Genomic DNA, 20,409 nt, shown 5'->3' with positions numbered 1-20,409 from the left:
TCAGAACAAGTCAGAATGTGTACCTGTTTGCAGGAACAGGAGCGTCAACTCCATGTCATTTTGCTCCCACGTCATCAGCCAGTCAGGCTCGATGTGGCACTCCCACTGTCCGTTCTTATCGCCCGACAGTTTGTGCGGGCGATACTTCATGGGCAGGGTACCCGTGGCTCTGAGTAGAGAGATAGCTTCGTGAATCAGCTGCAAGTCAAGGCCTCGCTTCATACAGCGCTTCAGGTCTTTGTTGAAACGCTTGGTGTAATCGATGCTATACATTGCTTCTGCGGATTTTACTGAATGCCTCCTCGCCAAGTATCTGCTTGAACATATCGTCCACGCTCTCGGCATGATATACGCGGCCGTTCTTCACGTCGTCCATCGCCTCGCGGTAGCCTGCAGTCTTGGTGATGTCAAACTCCTTTTGCTTTGCAGGTTGCTGCACCTTTACCGAAGCCACGCCCACAAGCATCTTGCAGGCCTGCTTCACCTTGTTAACAAGGCTCTCGTCGGGAACTTGTAATACCAGTGTTGCCATAATCGTCGTTGTTTATACTTTCTGGCAGACAAAGCTGCGGTTAAGCGAGGGCAAAAGAGCTTGCTCATTTTGCCGAGCGTGAGCAGCTTCGCACGCCTTTCGCGTACAAAGATACGAATTTTCCGCAAATTGCCATCAATTAATGAATAATTTATGGTCAATTCCTTGTAATTTCTTTCCCCAGAAAATAATATCCGTTTGTCTCAGTAAGTCAAAGATCACGTTTAGCGAGTAAAGAGTGGACTCGAGCTCAGCTCGCTTGTTCCGCTAGGTCTCAAGAAACTCGTTTACAGGCTCTTTTGAGCGTAGTGATTTTCGAGGCGAAGCCTCAAAGAGCTCCTTATTATATATATACACGCGTGAGGGGCGTTAGGTCACAGGGTGCCTGTCCCCCCGTGCGATTGTATCTTTATTTGTTTCCCGCGCCTCTCCCCTCCCTTGTAGGGGAGGGGCTGGGGGTGGGGTCTGTATCTTCTCAGCCGCTGGGGGATTCATTTGGGGTTACTGACCCCACCCCCGACCCCTCCCCTACAAGGGAGGGGGGAGCGGTGAGGGGGATTACTCTGCATCCACTAGCGTGAACACGATGCTATTCACCAGTCCGCCGCTGAAATCATTAGCGCCCGTCAGCAGCCCAACCGTCGAGACGGCGGCACTGCCCTTCCACGTGACTGTAAGGATACGTGTTTCCCAATCAATATTAAATGCCCATCCAGTGCCGAGTTTTTCTTCTTCATATGCAATGTCCCATCCAGCAGCGTTAGTGAGCGTCATCTCGATCTTTGTGAACTTCTTGCCGGTCGGTGCCGTGAAGGTAAAGCCGCCGGATCCGTACACCTTGAAAGAGATGCCAGCCTCCGTCGGATCTCCATAATCATACCACTCGGCATGTATCATGTCGGCATTACCACTCAGCGTGATGCCCTCCTTCTCATATGGCATGTCGGTGCCCGAGACATAAAGGCCATTAGGGTAACTACCACCAATGTTGCTGCTGTTCCAGGTGACGGTTGTCTCAGCCGGAGCCACGGCCACGCTCACGTAGGCAGCCTCGCTGTCGGCGTGATCAGCGTCGGCAAACACCTTGTACCACACATAATACGTGCCAGCTGCGAGGGTCGACATGCTCAAAGCCGTCTTCAAGTCTGACACAGTGGGCGATATTGTTAATGTGAAGGCTGCGTCGTCAGGCTGCGTCGTGGTGCTGGTAATGGCATACTTCAGCGTGCCGCCGTCGGCCACGCCCCCAGTCGCCAGCTTCTCCGTTACAGCGCTCGCCGTGGTGAGTCCCGCCGCACCCGTCGGCGCCGTCGTCACCGTAGCCGGTTCCTTCGCCGGTGCGTCGCTTGTAGCCACCTCGCGAACCAGGCGCACGGAGATACCTATTTTGCGAGAATCGTAGGCCGTGGTAGGCTCAGTTGAAGCAACTACGCGAGTGTAGTAAGCATATCCACTGGTAGGAGAGGCTGTATATGATGACCAATAGTATCCGTTATTGTTGGAGTTGCTAATTGTTGTTCCATTTCTGACACCTCCGGTGGGCAGGAAAACGAAACCCTTGGCTGCAAGAGCATTCCACTGACTTGTTGTACATTTGGTAGAACCATTCCAATTACTATATTGGTTGATTCCTCCCCAGGAGGTGGCATCGCTATAATTTACCGTCACACCGTCAGGAAACAATATCATACCTCTAATACCACCGGTTCCATTGTCTGTGTTAATGGTAGCATGAGTATATCGGGCGTTATCAGGGCTGGGGCTCATGCCATTAACTTTACTGCCGCTTTCACGTGTCATGAACAGATAGTTCCACTCGTCCTTGGTCAGCGTGCGCCAGCCTGTGCCGATACCAGGAACAGTACCCCAGTCAACCAAGTCGCCTTGATAAACAGCATTTTCCGTAGAAGTGCTCATGCCGAAATTATTCGTTGAATTGCTCCAGCCAAACTTGTCCCACGCATCTGCGCTGTAAGTGGCGTAGTAGTCGTACTGATTGTCAAAGAAGCTCCATGCGCCTGATGCGTAACGCAGGTTACCTTTCGAGAAATAAACCTGCTTGCCATCGCTTACGCTGAACTTGCCGTTGATGGCCCCGTCGGGAACGCTGGGTTCAGCCGGTGCCGCGTCGCTTGTAGCCTTGACGCCCTTCACCTTCATTCGTCCGTTGTACTGCAGCGTCACGGTCTCCGAGCCGTCGCCCTTCAGTCCGCCGATGGGCAGCCACTGGGCCTCGCCCTCGCCAACCTTCACCGTCCACTTGCCGGCATCCTTCACGCCGTCCTTCACGTAAGCGTAGAGGGGGGAGATGGCGCTGACTAAGATGCCTTGAGCATAATTACCAAAAATTAAATTGATGATGGTTTCGCCATCGGCATTAACCGTCACCGGGGTGCTTGCGCCGTTTAATTCGCCAATGCTGACGACGCTGGTGTTGCGGGAGGTGATTCCGGTAAGAGGCATGCCAACAGAGGACATACTGCTGATTAAATCACTGAAGGGTTCACCCGTAACGGCCTCATAGAGTGCGCCGATGGTAGTGGCGTAGGGCAGCGGCTGCTCCAGCGAGCGTGTCTGTTCGCGGTAAGTGGCCGTAATCAAATGCTTGGCGTCTTGCGCCCATGCGCCCGATGCTGACATCAGTAGCATCAGGGTGAAAATAGATAATAGCTTTTTCATTATTTATATATATATTAGTTAATAGAAATCACTCTAATAAACTCTGGTATCTATGTTATTAGTTCCTCGACACAACTCAATGCAAAGAACTTACGTCATTCGGTTACAAAATTACTAAAAAAAGATAAAAATGCAAATTTTTTCCACGTTTTTTTTAAAAATTGTTCACAATCGCCCTGCGCAACTTTGGCTGCGCCGAATCGAAAGAAAAAACAAATGGCTTTGTTTTGTTCTTCACTCGTTTATTCGTAACTTTGCCACGAAAAAGAAAAATATCAGAAACATGAAGAATTTACTATCACGCCGAAGCATCAGAAAGTATGCCGACCGCCCTGTGGACGAGACACTGCTCAACCGCCTGATGAACGAGGCAGCACGCACGCAGACCATGGGCAACCTGCAACTGTATAGCGTCGTGGTGACCCGCAACGACGAGATGAAAGCCAAACTGGCGCCCGCCCATTTCAATCAACCGATGGTGACAGCAGCCCCCGTGGTGCTGACCATCTGTGCCGACTTCAACCGCACCAGCCAGTGGGCCCGTTGCCGGAAGGCTGAGCCTGGCTACAACAACTTCCTGTCGTTTCAGAATGCAGCCATCGATGCACTGCTCTACACGCAGACACTCTGCAACCTGATGGACGAGGAAGGGCTGGGCTACTGCTACCTCGGCACCACCGTCTATATGCCGCAGATGATCATTGACACGCTGCAGCTGCCCCAGCTGGTGATGCCCGTAGCCACGCTGACGGTGGGCTGGCCCGCCGAAGAACCAGCGCAAAGCGACCGTCTGCCACTGGAAAGTTTTGTGCACAACGAGACCTACCAGGACTATTCGCCCGCGGCTATCAATGCCTACTACCAAGAGAAAGAGGCCTTGCCCGAGAACCAGCACTTTGTAGAGATTAACCATAAAGAGACGCTGGCGCAGATCTTCACCGACATCCGCTACACGAAGAAAGACAACGAGGCTATGTCGGCAGGACTCATCGAGGTACTGAAGCACCAAGGATTCCTATCAACCAAACCATAACAACATGCAACAAACTACTCGCTACACCAGACTGCTCACCCTGTTGGCAGTCTGTCTCTGGTCGCCAGCACTTGTCTCTGCACAGGTGTCGTTTGGCAAAGCCCGCCTGATGAACGACAACTGGCGGTTCCTGCACATTGACAGTACACAGCACATCTACGAACAGCCCGAAATGAAGGATGGCGACTACGACGACGCCTCATGGCGACGCCTCTCGCTGCCCCACGACTGGAGCATAGAGCAGCCCATGTCGCCCGACAAAGGCTCCTGCCAAGGTTATCTGCCCGGCGGCATCGGATGGTACAGGAAGGTGCTACCCGCAGAGGGAGCCAAAGGCAAGCGTTTCATCTACTTCGAAGGCGCCTACAACTACTCTGAGGTGTATGTGAATGGACACCTGCTGGGCTGCCGCCCCTCGGGGTTCGCCTCGTTTATGTATGACCTGACGCCCTATCTGCGGGCCGACGGCCGCAATGTCATCGCCGTGCGTGTGAACCACAACCAAGAGAACGACTCACGCTGGTACACGGGCTCGGGCATCTACCGCAACGTGTGGCTCATTGAAGCACCCGAAGTGCATCTGGCACAATGGGGCACAGCCTATCGTCTCACATCGATCAACAACAAGCGGGCCGTGGTCGAGGTCGATATTGAGACCACCGACGAGCGCCCCGACAAGACGTCACTACCGCTGAAGGCCATCGTAAAACTGATTGACGCCCACGGGAACACGGTTGCCACAGGCTCGACAGCCATCAAGCCACAAGAGAAGAAAACGGTCAGGCTGACCATCAATCGCCCTCATCGCTGGAATCTTGACGACCCTTATCTATACACGCTCACCACCACCCTATCTGCCCATGACGAGGAGATCGATGCCTCCACCGTCAAGGCAGGACTGCGCACCCTCGACTTTTCTGCCGACAAAGGCTTTGCCCTGAACGGCAAGTGGATGAAGGTGAAGGGCGTCTGTCTGCACGACGATGCAGGCGTGCTGGGCACTGCCGTGCCTAAAGAGGTGTGGCGCCGCCGCATACAAGAACTGAAAGCCATCGGTGTGAATGCCATCCGCATGAGTCACAACCCGCACGCTCCCGAGCTCTACGACCTGTGCGACGAACTGGGCATGCTGGTGATGGACGAGGCAAGCGACGAGTGGGAGTTCCCTAAACGCAAGTGGCTGAAGGGATGGAACAAGGGTGTGCCTGGTTTCCAGGGCACCTACACCTACTTCGAAGAATGGATAGAGCGCGACGTGGCCGACATGGTGCGCCGCGACCGTTGTCACCCCTCGGTGTTCATGTGGTCTATAGGCAACGAGGTGGACTATCCCAACGACCCCTACTCTCACCCGGTGCTCAACGGCAACGGCACCGACTTCACCCAGCCAGCATACGGCGGTTACAAGCCAGAGCAGCCCAATGCCGAGCGTATCGGTCGGATAGCCGAGCGACTGGCCAAGGTGGTGAAAGCTATCGACACGTCGCGCCCCACCACGGGCGCCCTGGCTGGTGTGGTCATGTCGAACGAGACAGCCTATCCTGGTGCTATCGACGTGGTGGGCTACAACTACACCGAGAGCCGTTATGACATAGACCACGAGCGCTATCCACAGCGCGTGATCTATGGTTCGGAGAACCGTCACGACATGGAGGCATGGCGTGCGGTGCGCGACAAGGAGCACATCTTCGGTCAGTTCCTATGGACAGGCATCGACTATCTGGGCGAGAGCGGTCCTTGGCCCGCACGTGGCTCGTCGGCAGGCCTGCTCGACCTGGCCGGTCAGCGCAAGCCTAGCGGATGGTATCGCGCTGCTCTGTGGAGCGACAAGCCCGTTTGCTTCATCCAGATGTACCCCTTGCACCGAGACAACCGCACACATGGCCAACAGCGTGTGACGTGCTTCACCAATGCTTCTACTGCCCAGTTGCTGATTGACGGCAAGCCCGTGGACAGTCAGATGCAGCGCGACGAGCAGACCGACATGCCCTATTGGGACATTGACTACCGAGGAGGCACACTGCGCTGCGTGGCTTCGAACGGGGCTTACTATGAGATTCCTGAGACCAAGGCACCACATGCGCTGCGCCTCAGCACCGACTCCGTGGCTCATCTCTTCGTCGAAGTGGTCGATGAGCAGGGCAACGTGGTGCGTCAGGCCGACAACGAGGTGACCATCCGCATGCGCGGTGCCCAGCTGCTGGGACTGGAAAACGGCAACATGATGGATCCCACGGTGAATGCTCGCACACAGAAAAACCGTCTGCGCGTGCTCAACGGCCGACTGGTGGGCTACTTCCACAAAGCAAAAGGTGCAGAGGCCGTCATCACGGCCACCGCACCTTTCCTGCAGTCTGCTGAAATAAAGATTCAGTAATTGTTTTTTATGATGTCCTTCGAGATATAAAGAAACTCAGACCTCTCAATTGTTTTTCAACCTATTCCTCCCCCTCACAGGGGGAGGTTAGGAGGGGGTCTTTTTATTTATTCTACGACCACAGGCTTGTACTTGGGCACCAAGGCTTTCATGATGACCCAACCGATGAGGTAGGCCACTGCACAGTAGCAGAACACGATCATGTAGCCGGCAGGCTTGCCCGTCTCGCCAAAGAAGGTGAAGGCTTCGCCCTGAGCCTCGGCATAGTCGAAGAGCACACCAGAAATCTTGTTGATGGCAAAGCTGCACAATCCGCCAAACATGGTGCCGATGCCGGTGATGGTTGCCACGGCCGACTTGGGGAACATGTCGCCAATGGTGGAATAGAGATTGGCCGACCATGCCTGATGACCTGCACCAGCCAGACCGATGATGACAGCCGGAATCCAGGGCGAAATGCCCGACAGGGGCTGAGCAAACATGGCAAAGATGGGGAAGAAGGCAAAAATCAGCATGGCACGCATACGTCCGATGTAGGGATTCATGCCGCGCTTCTCGACAAACAGCTTGGGCAGATAGCCGCCATAGATGCTGACAACGGTGACGATGAGGTAGAGCACGAAGAGCAACATCTTGCCAGTCATCGTGGTGACAGGATAGCCCAACTGGTTGAAATAGTCGGGTGCCCAGAAGAGGAAGAACCACCACACACCATCGGTAAACAGCTTACCCACGATGAATGCCCACGTCTGACGATACTTAAAGCAGTCCCAAAGCGACAGTTTAACGGCGTCTTCCGCCTCGCTGGGCGCCTCTTTTTCGATGGCTTCGACATTGTTGTCTGACTCAATATAAATCAGCTCTGACTTGTTGACAAAACGACTCTTGGCTGGCGAGGTATAGACAAACACCCAGAGTCCTGCCCACAAAAAGCCAATGGCACCAATGATGATAAAGGCCATCTCCCAACCAAAAGCATCGGCCAGAGCCGGAATGGTGAGCGGAGCAATGAGGGCACCGATAGAGGCACCAGCATTGAAGATGGAGGTGGCCAAAGCACGGTCTTTCTTGGGGAAATACTCAGCTGTGACCTTGATGGCAGCGGGGAAGTTGCCCGACTCACCCATGGCGAGAATCATGCGGCAGCCAATGAACAGCCACACGCTGGATGTCAGTCCGAAGAGTCCTATCTGCGAGGCTTTCTCCATGGTGCGCAGCGTCTCAATGCTGTCAATATCGTTCAACCAACAGGTGGCGATGCCGCAACCAGCATGCAGACAGGCACCGATGCTCCACACCACGATGGCCCAGATATAGCCTTTCTTGGTGCCCATCCAGTCGATGAAACGACCTGCGAAAAGTGAGATAAAGGCATAGAAGAGCGAGAAGATGGCAGTGATAGTGCCATAGTCATCGTTGTCCCAATGAAACTCTGTCGAGATATAGTTGGTGTTGAGCAGCGACAACACCTGACGGTCCATATAGTTGATCGTGGTGGCCATGAACAGCATACCACAGATCACCCAACGGAAATTCGTCATTTTTGAAGTTTGAATAGGTGTCATTGTGAATTAGCGAATATCGATTACAGGTATGTTGTCTTTATCATTATAATAGAGGTTCTCGCCGGCCATACCCCAGATAAAGGTATAGTAGTAGGTGCCGGCAGCAGCATGGATGCTCCACTCGGGCGACATGATGGCCTGCTCGTTGTGCAACCACACCACACGACTCTCCTCGGGCTGACCCATCACGTGAGCGATGGTCTGGTCTTGAGGCAGGTTGAAATAGTAGTAGGCCTCAATGCGACGACCATGCGTATGGGGCGGCATGGTGTTCCAGGCAGCGCCAGGGTTCAGCTGTGTCAGTCCCAGCTGCAACTGGCAGGGGCCCTCTTCCAGCACGTCGTTCACGATGAGCTTATACACGGTGCGGTTGTTGCACTCCTCCAGCGAGCCTACAGGTCCCCAGACGGCAGCCTTCAATGAGCCCTTACGCCCGTCGAGCGTGATCCACTGCGTCTTGTAGTGCTGATGGGCAGTGGCCGAGTTCAGGTAGAACTTAGCTGGTTTCTGGGCATCCTTCGAACGGAAGAGCACCTCCTTATTGACATCTTTGCCCTTAGCAATATGTCCACGACCGATGTAGAGTGCCTCTTTGGGAGCCAGAGCATACTCCTTGCCATCGACAATCACCACGCCATCGCCCTCGCCGCAGTTCACCACGCCGAGTTCACGGTTATAAAGGAAATACTTGTCCTTGATGGTGGGATCCACATCGAGACCCAGCTCCTGGAAGTTCTCCAGCTTCAACGTCTTGGCAACAGGCATGGCGCCACCAAAGATGAAGCGGTCGTAATGCGAATAGGTCAGATTGATCTTGTCGGCTTCCATCACCTTCTCCATCACGAAGCGCTCACGGAGCGTCTTCGTATCGTAGTGCTTCACATCCTCAGGATGGCAGGCCGTCTGGAAGTTCACGGTCTGTTGGGCATTGGCACCCCATGCCCCCATCAGCAGGGCAAAACTCATGATTACTTTTTTCATGCTTCTATTGTTTTAGTTATCAGATGACTATTGATTGACTTTCTCGTCGGCCACGATGCGACGGCGATTGATGAAGAGCATCACCACGGCAACGCCACTCAGCAAGCCCATGCCCACATACTCCAACGAACTGACACACTTATAGATGACCCATCCGAAGAGCGACGAGGCAAAGTCGAGTGCGCCGGCCTCGAAGCCCGCGGGAATCTTGGCGGCATCGTTCTTCGTAGCCTCATACACTTCGTGGGCTGCCTGCGTGAAAGCTGGTGCCATGTCGGTCACGAAGTAAAGGCCAATCATCAGAGCCACAAGACCGATGATGAGCGTCTTCACCACATTGCCCTTGGTATATGGGAGAACGAGGGGGAAGATATAGAACATGCCTGCCAGCGATGCCAGGGGCAGGAACTGATTGCCCGGCAGCGCAACAGCAATGACCAGGATGACAGGAATCAGGATGACTGAGCACACCAGCGTCGTGGGATGACCGATGACCAAAGCTGGCGACATGCCGATATACACTTTCTTGCCACTGAACTTCTGCTTCACCACCTCCTGAGTCTTCTCGGCAATAGGCTTCAAGCCATCGATGAAGAGCGAGGTGATGCGGGGAATGAGCTCCATGACGGCGCCCATCGTGACACCAAGAACCAACACTTTCTTGACGTCGAGCTGGGCTGCAATGCCTATCAGAGCACCTACGATGACACCCAACACCAGTGGTTCGCCCAACACGCCGAACTTTTTCTTCAGTCCCTCGGCATCGACATCAAGCTTCGAGAACCCGGGAATCATGTCGAGTGCCTTGTTGATGAGCACGGCAAACGGCGTGAAACTCTGGCAAAAAGGTTGAGGGATAGAGATGCCTGGCAGGTCGTAGTGCTGCTGGAACTTATCGGCGGTGAGGTCGGCCATGACCAGCGTGACCACATAGCACACAATGGCTGCGAAATAGCCCCATGCCAACGACTTGTCCATCACGAAGTAGGCCACGGCGCCAATAAAGGCAAAATGCCAGTAGTTCCACAAGTCAATATTCACCGTGCGTGTGCACTTGGTGAAGAGCAACAGGAAGTTGACACCCAACAAGATAGGTATGATCAGTGCGCCTACGGCTGTGTTATAGGCCACAGCAGCTGCTGCAGGCCAGCCCATATCAAACACGCTGAGTGCCAGGTCATAGAGTTCGGAGATTCCTTCAAGCGGAGAAGTGAAGTTGTCGGTGAGCAATTTCGTGACAACATTCAAGCCAATAAATCCCACGCCTACAAAGAGACCGCTCTTGATGGCCTTTCCAAACTTCATGCCGATGCAAAGGCCAATGACAGTAAAGAGTATCGGCATCATGACCGAGGCTCCCAAATTGATAATGTAACTGAAAACTTGTTCCATCTTATCTTTATAAAAAAAAATTATTTGTTTTAGCGTAGTTTGTTTGACCAAGTTATTCACTTAGCCTGTGCAAAGATACAAAAATAATTGCAAACAAGAAATTTTTTTGCAATTTTATATGGAACAAAGAGAACACGGATTTAGTGGGCTCAGTTGCAATTGCGTAGGTTTCGCGATGTTCCCAGAGTCTTGAATTGGCATTTCCAGCGTCTGAAGAGGGTCGTTTTGAAGTCTAAAAGCGCGAATTTTAAAGTCTAAAAGAGGCGTTTCTGAAGTCTAAAACCGAAGCTATCATTTCTGGTCTAGCCCCTGGATGCTCTACATCCAGCCCTTAGAACAACCGCATCCAGGGGCTAAAACGATCCGTTCCAGGGGCTGGATGCGTCACATCTAGGGGCTGGACAGACATCAAAAGTAAAGCTCTTACAACGCAAAAGCGAAACTATAACAAGACGAAAGTAGCACTATAACGCAACTTTCTGAGACCTTTTGTGTTTTCATTTGTGTTTATTGAACCTTGCGCAGCCCCTCCCCTCCCATGTAGGGGAGGGGTCGGGGGGTGGGGTCAGTGATGTTCTAACTGCCAATGGAGATACAGACCCCACCCCTGCCCCTCCCCTACATGGGAGGGGAGCTCAGCGGATGATATATGCAATTTATAAAACATATCCAAAACGTACTATATGGTTGAATATCCAAGGACTCCGTAGCCACTCCCCTCCCATGTAGGGGAGGGGTTGGGGTGGGGTCTTTCTTAATCCTGGAAATAAATGCGCTTCACACGGTTGGAAACGCCAGTCAGCACCTCGTAGGGAATGGTATCGATGGTGTCGCTCAGCACCGTGACTGGCAGGTTCTTGCCAAAAATCTCGACACTATCACCTTCATGACAGTCGATGCCTGTGACATCAATCATTGCTACATCCATACAGATATTACCGACATAGGGCGCTTTCTGACCATTGACCAGACAGTAACCGTGGCGATTGCCTAAATGACGGTTCAAACCGTCGGCATAACCAATCGGGATTGCAGCAATCATACTGTCGCGCTCGAGAATAGTCTTACGACTGTAGCCCACACTATCGCCAGCCTTCACACGGCGCATCTGCAAAATGGTGGTCTTCAGTGTAGAAACGGTGGTGAGCATTTTGTTGGTGCGAGGGTCAACGCCGTAGAGGCCAATGCCCAGACGACACATATCCATCTGTCGCTCGGGGAAGTGCTCGATGCCGGCAGAGTTGTCCATGTGGCGCAGTATCTTATGCTGGAAGGCGTCCTGCAACTGGCGGCTGGCCTTATCAAACAACTGGAACTGACGGGCGGAGAAAGCGTCGAAGTCGTCGCTATCGGAGCCCACGAAATGCGAGAACACCGAACGCGGGATGATGGCCTGCTGATGTTTCAGAAAGTCTATGAGGCGCTCCATGTCGTGTTCGGGGTCGAAGCCCAAACGGTGCATACCCGTGTCGAGCTTGATATGGACAGGCCATCCTGTGATGCCCTGTTTGCCGGCGGCATTGACAAGAGCCTCCATCAGACGGAAAGAATAGACCTCAGGCTCAAGATCATAGTCGAAGAGCGTCTTAAAGGACGACATCTCCGGGTTCATGACGATAATATTCTGGGTGATGCCCGCCTTGCGCAGTGTCACACCCTCATCGGCAACAGCCACAGCCAAGTAGTCCACCCGGTGGTCTTGCAGCGTCTTTGCAATCTCCACGGCGCCAGCGCCATAGGCGTCGGCCTTGATCATGCACACCATCTTGGTGCCAGGCTTCATGAACGAGCGATAGTGGTTCAGATTATCGACCACAGCATTGAGATCGACTTCAAGGATGGTCTCGTGAACCTTCTGCTCAAGGAGTTCGCTGATATGTTCAAAACCAAACGAGCGAGCGCCCTTCAACAGGAGAATCTGGTCGTGGAGTGTATGGAACAGCTGACTGTTCAGAAACTCTTCAACGGTCGTAAAGAACCTTTTCTTCTCGACGGCGATGCGGTTGGCCTGAGCCGAAATCTCGGGCCCGATGCCGACAAAGCGGTCAACACCTCGCTTCACGAGCAGGTCGGACACCTCGCCATAGAGCTCAGCAGGCGACTCACCACTCTGATAGATATCACTCAAGATCAGCGTTTTCGCTTTCTCTTTCTGTTCAGGACGACGGTTCATGAAGTCGAGTGCGATATCCAGTGAGTTGATGTCGCTGTTGTAAGAGTCGTTGATCAGCGTGAGTCCACGCTGTCCTTCCTTCACCTCCAATCGCATGGCAATGGGTTCCAGCAGTGCCATACGCTCGGCAATTTCCTCGGGTGTGAGTCCCAAGTAGAGTGCCACTGTGGCACAGGTAATAGAGTTCTCTATGCTGGCCTCATCGGCAAAAGGAATATCGAAAGCGCCCTCCACACCTTTATATATATAAGAGACATGACGGTCATCGACCTTGACATACATCGGTGCCTTTTCGCTGTAGCGCGACCATCCGATGCGCTCACCCTGATACTGCGAACGGCGCACGCAACGGCTCACGGTGTCATCGTCAGAGGGATAGACCACCGCCTGCGTATTGCGGAAGAGCTGCAACTTCTCCATACATTTCTCGTCCATTGAGCGGAAGTTCTCCTGATGAGCCGAGCCCAGAGAGGTGAGCACGCCAATGGTTGGCTGAATGATGTCGTGGAGCGACAGCATCTCGCCAGGTTCGCTGATACCAGCCTCAAACAAAGCCACTTTGGTCTGTTCGTTGAGCAACCAGACAGACAACGGCACACCAATCTGCGAATTGAAACTGCGCGGAGAGCGCGTCACCTTCATGGAGGGCATCAGCAATTGATAGAGCCACTCCTTGACCCACGTCTTACCGTTAGAGCCAGTGATGCCCACCACAGGAATATCGAACTCGTCGCGATGACGCTCTGCCAATCGCTGCAAAGCAGCCAATGGTGAAGGTACTTTCAGGAAGTTGGCGTCGGGATAGTTTGCTTCACGATCGGTCGGCACCTGCTCGACCACAAACGACCGAACACCGCGGCGGTAAAGCTCATCAATATACTTATGTCCGTCATTGCGCTTGGTGCGCAAGGCAAAGAATAGAGTCTGTTCAGGAAAACAAAGTGAACGGCTGTCTGTCAAAAGCCACCCAATGGTGGTGTCACTCTCTCCGTAACGACGTGCACCTATGAGCGTCGCTACCTTTTCAATTGTGTAAGTCATCGTATTCTATTTACGTCCTATTTTGCCTGCAAAGATACTAAGTTTTCATATAATCGCAAAAAATAATAGCCATTATTGATGTTATTATAATTATAAATCGATGGATTATAGCTGTATTTTTTGGGCGTTCACTTGATTTTTTGTACCTTTGCAGCAAAATTAAATCATCTATATTAATAAGGTTAATAAGAAATTATGATTCTTTTCTTCAAAACCCCCGCTAAGAGCGTGATAGCCACCGAAGTGGATCATCAGCTCAATCAAGCAGAAGTACAGGAACTTTGTTGGCTTTACGGCAATGCCGAGCCTGTTGATGCCCAGACGATGGAAGGATTCTTCGTCGGTCCACGTCGCGAAATGGTGACCCCTTGGTCAACAAATGCTGTTGAGATTACTCAGAACATGGGACTCAGCGGCATTTCTCGTATAGAAGAGTACTTCGCTGTCGATTCGAAAGATGCTGAGCACGACGAAATGCTGCAGCGCATGTATGAAGGACTGAATCAAGAAATCTTCACTATCAACATTCAGCCAGAGCCCATCAAGTATGTAGATAATCTGGAGGAATACAACGAGCAAGAGGGCCTGGCTCTCTCACCCGAGGAGATCGACTATCTGCACGGACTGGAGAAGCAAAACGGCCGTCCACTGACCGACTCTGAGATTTTCGGTTTCGCCCAGATCAACTCTGAGCACTGCCGTCATAAGATTTTCGGCGGTACGTTTATCATCGACGGCAAGGAGATGGAGAGTTCGCTCTTCGCCATGATCAAGAAGACGACACAGGAGAACCCCAACAAGATTCTCTCTGCCTACAAAGACAATGTGGCTTTCGCACAGGGTCCCGTCGTAGAGCAGTTCGCACCAAAGGACCAGAGCACCAGCGACTACTTCCAGGTGAAGGATATAGAGAGTGTGATCTCGCTGAAGGCCGAGACCCACAACTTCCCCACAACCGTTGAGCCATTCAATGGTGCTGCTACTGGTACGGGTGGTGAGATCCGCGACCGTATGGGTGGTGGTGTAGGTTCATGGCCTATCGCTGGTACGGCAGTGTATATGACTGCCTATCCCCGTTTGACCGACGACGACCAGCTGACTCGTGACTGGGAGAACATTATCCCTGTTCGTCAGTGGTTGTATCAGACACCTGAGCAGATCCTGATCAAGGCTTCGAATGGTGCTTCTGACTTCGGCAACAAGTTCGGTCAGCCACTGATCTGCGGTTCTGTACTGACCTTCGAGCATCAGGAACCCAACGACACCAAGTATGCCTACGACAAGGTGATCATGCTGGCTGGCGGCGTGGGTTACGGCACTAAGCGCGACTGTCTGAAGAAAGAACCTCAGAAGGGTAACAAGGTGGTCGTTGTAGGTGGTGACAACTACCGCATCGGTCTTGGTGGCGGTTCTGTATCGTCTGTAGATACAGGTCGCTACAGCAATGGCATCGAGCTGAACGCCGTGCAGCGTGCCAACCCTGAGATGCAGAAGCGTGCCTACAACCTGGTGCGTGCACTCTGTGAGGAGGATGTGAACCCCGTTGTAAGTATCCACGACCATGGTTCGGCCGGTCACTTGAACTGCTTGTCAGAACTCGTTGAGGAGTGTGGTGGTGAGATTGACATGACCAAACTGCCTATTGGTGACAAGACCTTGAGTTCAAAGGAGATTATTGCCAACGAGAGTCAGGAGCGCATGGGCTTGCTCATTGATGAAAAGCACATCGAACATGTACGTAAGATTGCTGAGCGCGAGCGTGCGCCACTGTATGTGGTTGGTGAGACCACTGGCGATGCTCACTTCTCGTTCAAACAGGGCGATGGTGTGAAGCCTTTCGACCTCGACGTGGCTCAGATGTTTGGTCACTCGCCCAAGACCATCATGAAAGATAACACTGTAGAGCGCCACTACGACGACGTGACCTACAGTCAGGATAAGATTAACGAATACCTCGACCGCGTGCTCCAGCTGGAGGCTGTGGCATGTAAGGACTGGTTGACCAACAAGGTGGACCGTTCTGTAACAGGCAAGATTGCCCGTCAGCAGTGTCAGGGTGAGATTCAGTTGCCATTGAGCGACTGTGGTGTGGTAGCCCTCGACTATCGTGGTGTGAAGGGTATCGCTACCGCTCTCGGTCATGCCCCTCAGGCTGGTCTGGCTAATCCCGCTGCCGGTTCTGTACTGTCGGTTGCCGAGGCACTCACCAATATTGTATGGGCTCCTCTGGCAGAGGGTATGGACTCTTTGAGTCTCTCAGCCAACTGGATGTGGCCATGTCGCTCTCAGGAGGGAGAGGATGCCCGTCTGTATGCTGGTGTGAAGGCATTGAGCGATTTCTGCTGCGAACTGCACATCAACGTACCTACGGGTAAGGACTCGCTGTCTTTGAGTCAGCAGTATCCTAACGGCGAAAAGATCATCTCTCCGGGCACGGTCATCGTCAGTGCCGGCGGTGAGGTTTCTGATATCAAGAAGGTGGTATCACCTGTATTAGTTAATGATAAGAACGCATCACTCTATCACATCGACTTCTCGTTCGACGAACAACGTCTGGGCGGTTCTGCCTTTGCCCAGAGTTTAGGCAAGGTGGGCGACGATGTGCCTACGGTGAAGAATGCAGAGTACTTTGCTGATGCCTTCATGGCTGTCCAGCAACTTATCGAGAAGGGGTGGATCATGGCTGGTCACGACATCTCTGCCGGTGGTCTCATCACCACCCTGCTTGAGATGTGCTTCGCCAACCAAAAGGGTGGTCTGCACATCAACCTGCACGACATCTGCAAGAACGGTGATGTCGTAAAAGCACTCTTCGCTGAGAACCCAGGTGTGGTTATCGAGGTGAGCGATGAGCACAAACAGGAGTTTGCTGAGTTCATGGAAGAGCAGGGCGTAGGCTTTGCCAAGATTGGTTACTCAGTACCTGAGAGCCGCAGCATCGTGGTGAAGGCCGGTGATGAGGAGCTGACCTTCGACATCGACGCACTCCGTGACACATGGTACAAGACATCATATCTGCTCGACCGCAAGCAGAGCTTCAATGGCAAGGCCAAGGAGCGTTTCGAGAACTATAAGAAGCAGCCTGTCGAGATGAAGTTTAACAAGGACTTCACTGGTAAGTTGGCTCAATATGGTATCTCTGCCGACCGTCGTGAGATGACTGGTGTCAAGGCTGCCATTATCCGTGAGAAGGGTACCAACGGTGAGCGCGAGATGGCATACTGTCTCTATCTGGCCGGCTTCGATGTGAAGGACGTGATGATGACCGACCTGATTTCTGGTCGTGAGACACTCGAGGACATCAACATGATCGTGTTCTGCGGTGGATTCTCTAACTCCGACGTGCTTGGCTCGGCCAAGGGTTGGGCTGGTGCCTTCCTCTTCAACCCCAAGGCTAAGGAAGCCCTGGATAAGTTCTATGCCCGCAAGGACACCCTGTCACTGGGTATCTGCAACGGATGCCAGCTGATGGTAGAGCTTGGTTTGACTGGTGCTAAGGGTGCTAAGATGCTGCACAACGACAGTCACAAGTTCGAGAGTGAGTTCATCAGCCTGAGCATACCTCAGAACAACAGCGTGATGTTCGGTTCGCTGAGCGGCAACAAGCTCGGTCTGTGGGTAGCTCACGGAGAGGGTAAGTTCCAGTTGCCCGAGGCAGAGAGTGCCTACAACGTGATTGCTAAGTACAACTATGCTGGCTATCCCGCTAATCCTAACGGCTCTGACTATAACGTAGCAGGTATCTGCTCGGAGGATGGTCGTCATCTGTGCATGATGCCTCACTTGGAGCGTGCCGTATTCCCTTGGCAGAATGCCTGGTATCCCGCCGACCGTCGCAACGACGAGGTGACCCCATGGATTGAAGCCTTCGTGAATGCACGCAAGTGGGTGGAGGAACATAAGTGATAAGTGAATAACAGACCGCACTGAAGTGAACATATATTTAGAATCATTTAAGACCTTCTTTAAGATTGGCATATTCACCCTCGGGGGTGGATATGCCATGATACCTTTAATAGAGGAAGAGGTGGTGAACAAGAAGCAATGGGTGACAAAAGAGGAGTTCCTTGACATCATTGCCATTGCCCAGAGTTGTCCAGGCGTGTTTGCTATTAACACGAGTATTTTTATTGGCTATAAACTGCGCAAACTGCGTGGTGCCGCAGCGACTGCTATTGGAACAGCCCTACCCTCGTTCCTGATCATCCTGGGCATCGCCATGTTCTTCCACGAGTTTCAAGACAATCCCATCGTAGCTTCAATCTTCCGTGGCATCCGTCCGGCAGTGGTGGCACTCATCGCCGTGCCCACATTTAATCTCGCCAAGAGCGCCCACGTGTCATGGGCTAACTGTTGGATACCCCTTGGAGGTGCATTGCTCATCTGGCTATTGGGTGTTTCGCCCATCTATATCATCCTGGCTGCAGGCATTTGCGGATGGTGCTATGGAAAATATATCAAACCGACAATTTAATAATGATATACCTTTATCTATTTATTACATTCTTTAAGATTGGTCTCTTCGGCTTCGGAGGAGGCTATGGCATGCTGTCGCTGATTCAAAGCGAAGTGGTGCATCACTGGGGCTGGATGACAACATCTCAGTTTACAGACATCGTGGCTGTCAGTCAAATGACACCCGGGCCTATTGGCATCAACTCTGCCACTTATTGTGGCTACACAGCCTGTCACAATGCGGGCTACGGCATAGGAATGTCTGTGCTTGGTTCTGCCACAGCAACATTTGCACTGATGCTGCCTTCGTTCGTTCTGATGATACTCATCAGCAAGATGTTTATGAAATACATGAAGACCAACAGCGTACAATCAATCTTCACAGGACTACGCCCCGCCGTAGTAGGTTTGTTGGCCGCAGCAACACTACTTTTGTGTACAAAAGACAATTTCTCTACACCCGATGAGAACATGTGGCAGTTTGTCATCAGCGTCATGCTGTTTGTTGCCACCTTCGTTGGCACCATGTTCTTCAAGGTAAACCCCATCAAAATGATTGTGATGAGCGGATTTGCCGGACTCCTGCTGCTATATTAGTCAACCTTTCTTTTTCTTTTAATAGAGATTCTCTCACATACAGGTAAGAAAAAAACTGCGACATGCCATCGCAGTTTTTTTCTTAGTAATCGCTTGCTCTCTTTATCAGAGACCGTTCCGCGTCAAACGTTTCCCAGTTACTTATTCAAAGCGGATGTTGGCACGACGGTTGAGGGCACGTCCTTGACGAGTCGCATTGTCTGCCACAGGCTCTGTCTCGCCCTTCGATTCGCAGCGAATCTGACTGGCAGGCACACCCTTGTCCACCATATAGTCTCGGAGAGCCTCAGCACGCTTCATACCCCATACGCGCCGGTTCTTCTTCGCACTGCCCGTATTGTCAGTATGACCTGTGATGACAATCTTCATCGAAGGATCTTTCGCCATGACGCGGCATATATCATCCACTATAAGCTGCTCGCCCTCCTGGAAGTGCATGTCTGTTCCAGCAATATCAAAGTGCACGTTGACCAATTCCACCTTCTTCTTGAGAGCTTCGACACGTGCCTTCTCTGCAGCCATCTTAGCCGCCTCTGCCTCTTGTGCCGCTTTCTCGGCAGCCAATCTGTCGCGCAGAGCCTTTTCACGGGCCAGCCGCTCTGATTCAGCCTTAGCCCTAGCATTGGCAATGCTGTCCTGACGTGCCTTTTCAGCAGCGATGCGCAGCTCATCATCAAGCGAAACAGTTTGTACCTTGTCCTTTGCAGCCTTGCCGCTTCTGCCTGACCATCCAAAGTCTATAGCCACCTTCAGGCCGCAGCGTAGCAGGTTGACCTTGCTGCACTCTCTACTGTCGAACGTACCGCGGTAATCAATGACAGAAGGATCCGTATCATTGATAGAGAGCATAATTTCTTGCTTATCGTCACTCAGCAGGTTGGTGACCCCATAGCCAGCGTAAATACCAACATAGAGCCCAAGGTTGTCGTTGAGCGCCATGCGGGCACCGATGTCTCCAATAACCGAGGCGCCCACCTTGCTGTAGTTATTGAACTTGGCACCCTGCGTAGTGGTGTAGGTGCTGAACCCATGTTCGGGCATGTCGTGGAAGACATCATCAGTTATCTCAGGAAAGACACCCGTCGTAGAATACGAACCACTTTTTGCCACATACTTGCCCTTCAGCGGAAAGTCAAGTGCCATACCCACGCCGCCAATCATGCTTAGACGACTGTTGAGCGCTTTGCGAAACAGCACCTCAACGGGAATGGAGAGATAGCCAATGCTCTGGCGTTCCTTAAAGTTGTCGAACCCCGTCATCAGGTTATACGTCGTGTTGGGGTTGTCGGGGTGGATGAGACCGTTGGTCACCTCTTTCCAGTTGTAGGTAGTATAAGCGTTTGCCCTGTTGTACTGCAGGCCTAAACCCAGTCCGATGGTTTTGTTGAAGAACCGGCCATAGAACAAGCCTGCACCGATTCCCATACCCAAGTCCTGATGACCGTGAGCAGTCTCGTAGAGCATCGTATTGAGACCACCTCCGACCGAAGCGCCTACATAGTTGTCATGAAGGCTCTGCTGTGCATTGGCTGTGACAGCCAATGCAGCAGCAATGATGGTAAGAAAATATTTTGTTCGCATATT

At 52.4% G+C, this 20,409-nt stretch carries 13 protein-coding genes; 5 read left to right on the top strand and 8 right to left on the bottom strand.

Going from position 1 to position 20,409, the window contains the following annotated elements:
- The 3 genes from L6472_RS02420 to L6472_RS02410 form a co-directional block, all read right to left on the bottom strand.
- Positions 1-273, bottom strand: a complete 273-nt coding sequence (locus L6472_RS02420) for a type II toxin-antitoxin system YafQ family toxin (protein ID WP_237806843.1) — start codon at positions 271-273, stop codon at positions 1-3.
- Entirely contained in the window at positions 266-532 is a 267-nt protein-coding gene (locus tag L6472_RS02415) for a response regulator (protein ID WP_237806841.1), read from the bottom strand. The genes L6472_RS02420 and L6472_RS02415 overlap by 8 nt, the downstream gene beginning before the upstream one ends.
- Before the next feature lie 558 nt (positions 533-1,090).
- On the bottom strand, positions 1,091-3,211 hold the full coding sequence (locus tag L6472_RS02410) for a hypothetical protein (RefSeq protein WP_237806839.1): 2,121 nt from the start codon (positions 3,209-3,211) through the stop codon (positions 1,091-1,093).
- Between the two features lie 283 nt (positions 3,212-3,494).
- Between L6472_RS02410 and L6472_RS02405 the strand changes: the two genes are divergently transcribed.
- On the top strand, positions 3,495-4,244 hold the full coding sequence (locus tag L6472_RS02405) for a nitroreductase family protein (protein ID WP_237806837.1): 750 nt from the start codon (positions 3,495-3,497) through the stop codon (positions 4,242-4,244).
- 4 nt (positions 4,245-4,248) lie between these two features.
- The gene (locus tag L6472_RS02400) at positions 4,249-6,621 is read left to right on the top strand and encodes a glycoside hydrolase family 2 TIM barrel-domain containing protein (RefSeq protein ID WP_237806835.1); all 2,373 of its coding nucleotides are present in this window, start codon (positions 4,249-4,251) and stop codon (positions 6,619-6,621) included.
- Between the two features lie 107 nt (positions 6,622-6,728).
- Here the strand turns inward: L6472_RS02400 and L6472_RS02395 are convergent, their stop codons facing one another.
- From L6472_RS02395 to L6472_RS02380, 4 genes are all read right to left on the bottom strand, one after another.
- Entirely contained in the window at positions 6,729-8,186 is a 1,458-nt protein-coding gene (locus tag L6472_RS02395) for an MFS transporter (protein WP_237806833.1), read from the bottom strand.
- Between the two features lie 6 nt (positions 8,187-8,192).
- Positions 8,193-9,167 carry a 5-dehydro-4-deoxy-D-glucuronate isomerase gene (gene kduI, locus L6472_RS02390; protein WP_237806831.1) on the bottom strand — a complete coding sequence of 325 codons (975 nt, stop codon included), beginning with the start codon at positions 9,165-9,167 and terminating at the stop codon, positions 8,193-8,195.
- Between the two features lie 27 nt (positions 9,168-9,194).
- Positions 9,195-10,559 (bottom strand): PTS galactitol transporter subunit IIC, encoded by a 1,365-nt coding sequence (locus L6472_RS02385; protein WP_237806830.1) that lies wholly within the window; start codon positions 10,557-10,559, stop codon positions 9,195-9,197.
- A gap of 754 nt (positions 10,560-11,313) precedes the next feature.
- On the bottom strand, positions 11,314-13,773 hold the full coding sequence (locus L6472_RS02380) for a bifunctional UDP-N-acetylmuramoyl-tripeptide:D-alanyl-D-alanine ligase/alanine racemase (protein ID WP_237806829.1): 2,460 nt from the start codon (positions 13,771-13,773) through the stop codon (positions 11,314-11,316).
- A gap of 195 nt (positions 13,774-13,968) precedes the next feature.
- Between L6472_RS02380 and purL the strand changes: the two genes are divergently transcribed.
- Genes purL through L6472_RS02365 form a run of 3 tightly spaced genes read left to right on the top strand, consistent with a single transcriptional unit; the run spans position 13,969 to position 18,825 of the window.
- On the top strand, positions 13,969-17,679 hold the full coding sequence (purL, locus tag L6472_RS02375; RefSeq protein WP_237806828.1) for a phosphoribosylformylglycinamidine synthase: 3,711 nt from the start codon (positions 13,969-13,971) through the stop codon (positions 17,677-17,679).
- Positions 17,680-17,710: 31 nt separating this feature from the next.
- Positions 17,711-18,247: a chromate transporter gene (locus L6472_RS02370; protein ID WP_370640905.1), complete on the top strand. Its 537-nt coding sequence runs from the start codon at positions 17,711-17,713 to the stop codon at positions 18,245-18,247.
- 2 nt (positions 18,248-18,249) lie between these two features.
- Positions 18,250-18,825, top strand: coding sequence for a chromate transporter (locus L6472_RS02365; RefSeq protein WP_237806826.1), 576 nt, complete (start codon positions 18,250-18,252; stop codon positions 18,823-18,825).
- Between the two features lie 141 nt (positions 18,826-18,966).
- Here the strand turns inward: L6472_RS02365 and L6472_RS02360 are convergent, their stop codons facing one another.
- The gene (locus tag L6472_RS02360; RefSeq protein WP_237806823.1) at positions 18,967-20,406 is read right to left on the bottom strand and encodes an OmpA family protein; all 1,440 of its coding nucleotides are present in this window, start codon (positions 20,404-20,406) and stop codon (positions 18,967-18,969) included.
- Positions 20,407-20,409 lie beyond the last annotated feature (3 nt).

Source organism: Prevotella sp. E13-17 (genome assembly GCF_022024035.1).
Taxonomy (GTDB): Bacteria; Bacteroidota; Bacteroidia; order Bacteroidales; family Bacteroidaceae; genus Prevotella.
The sequence above is the reverse complement of the archived record's forward strand: the minus strand, read 5'-3'. Positions and strand labels throughout refer to the sequence as shown.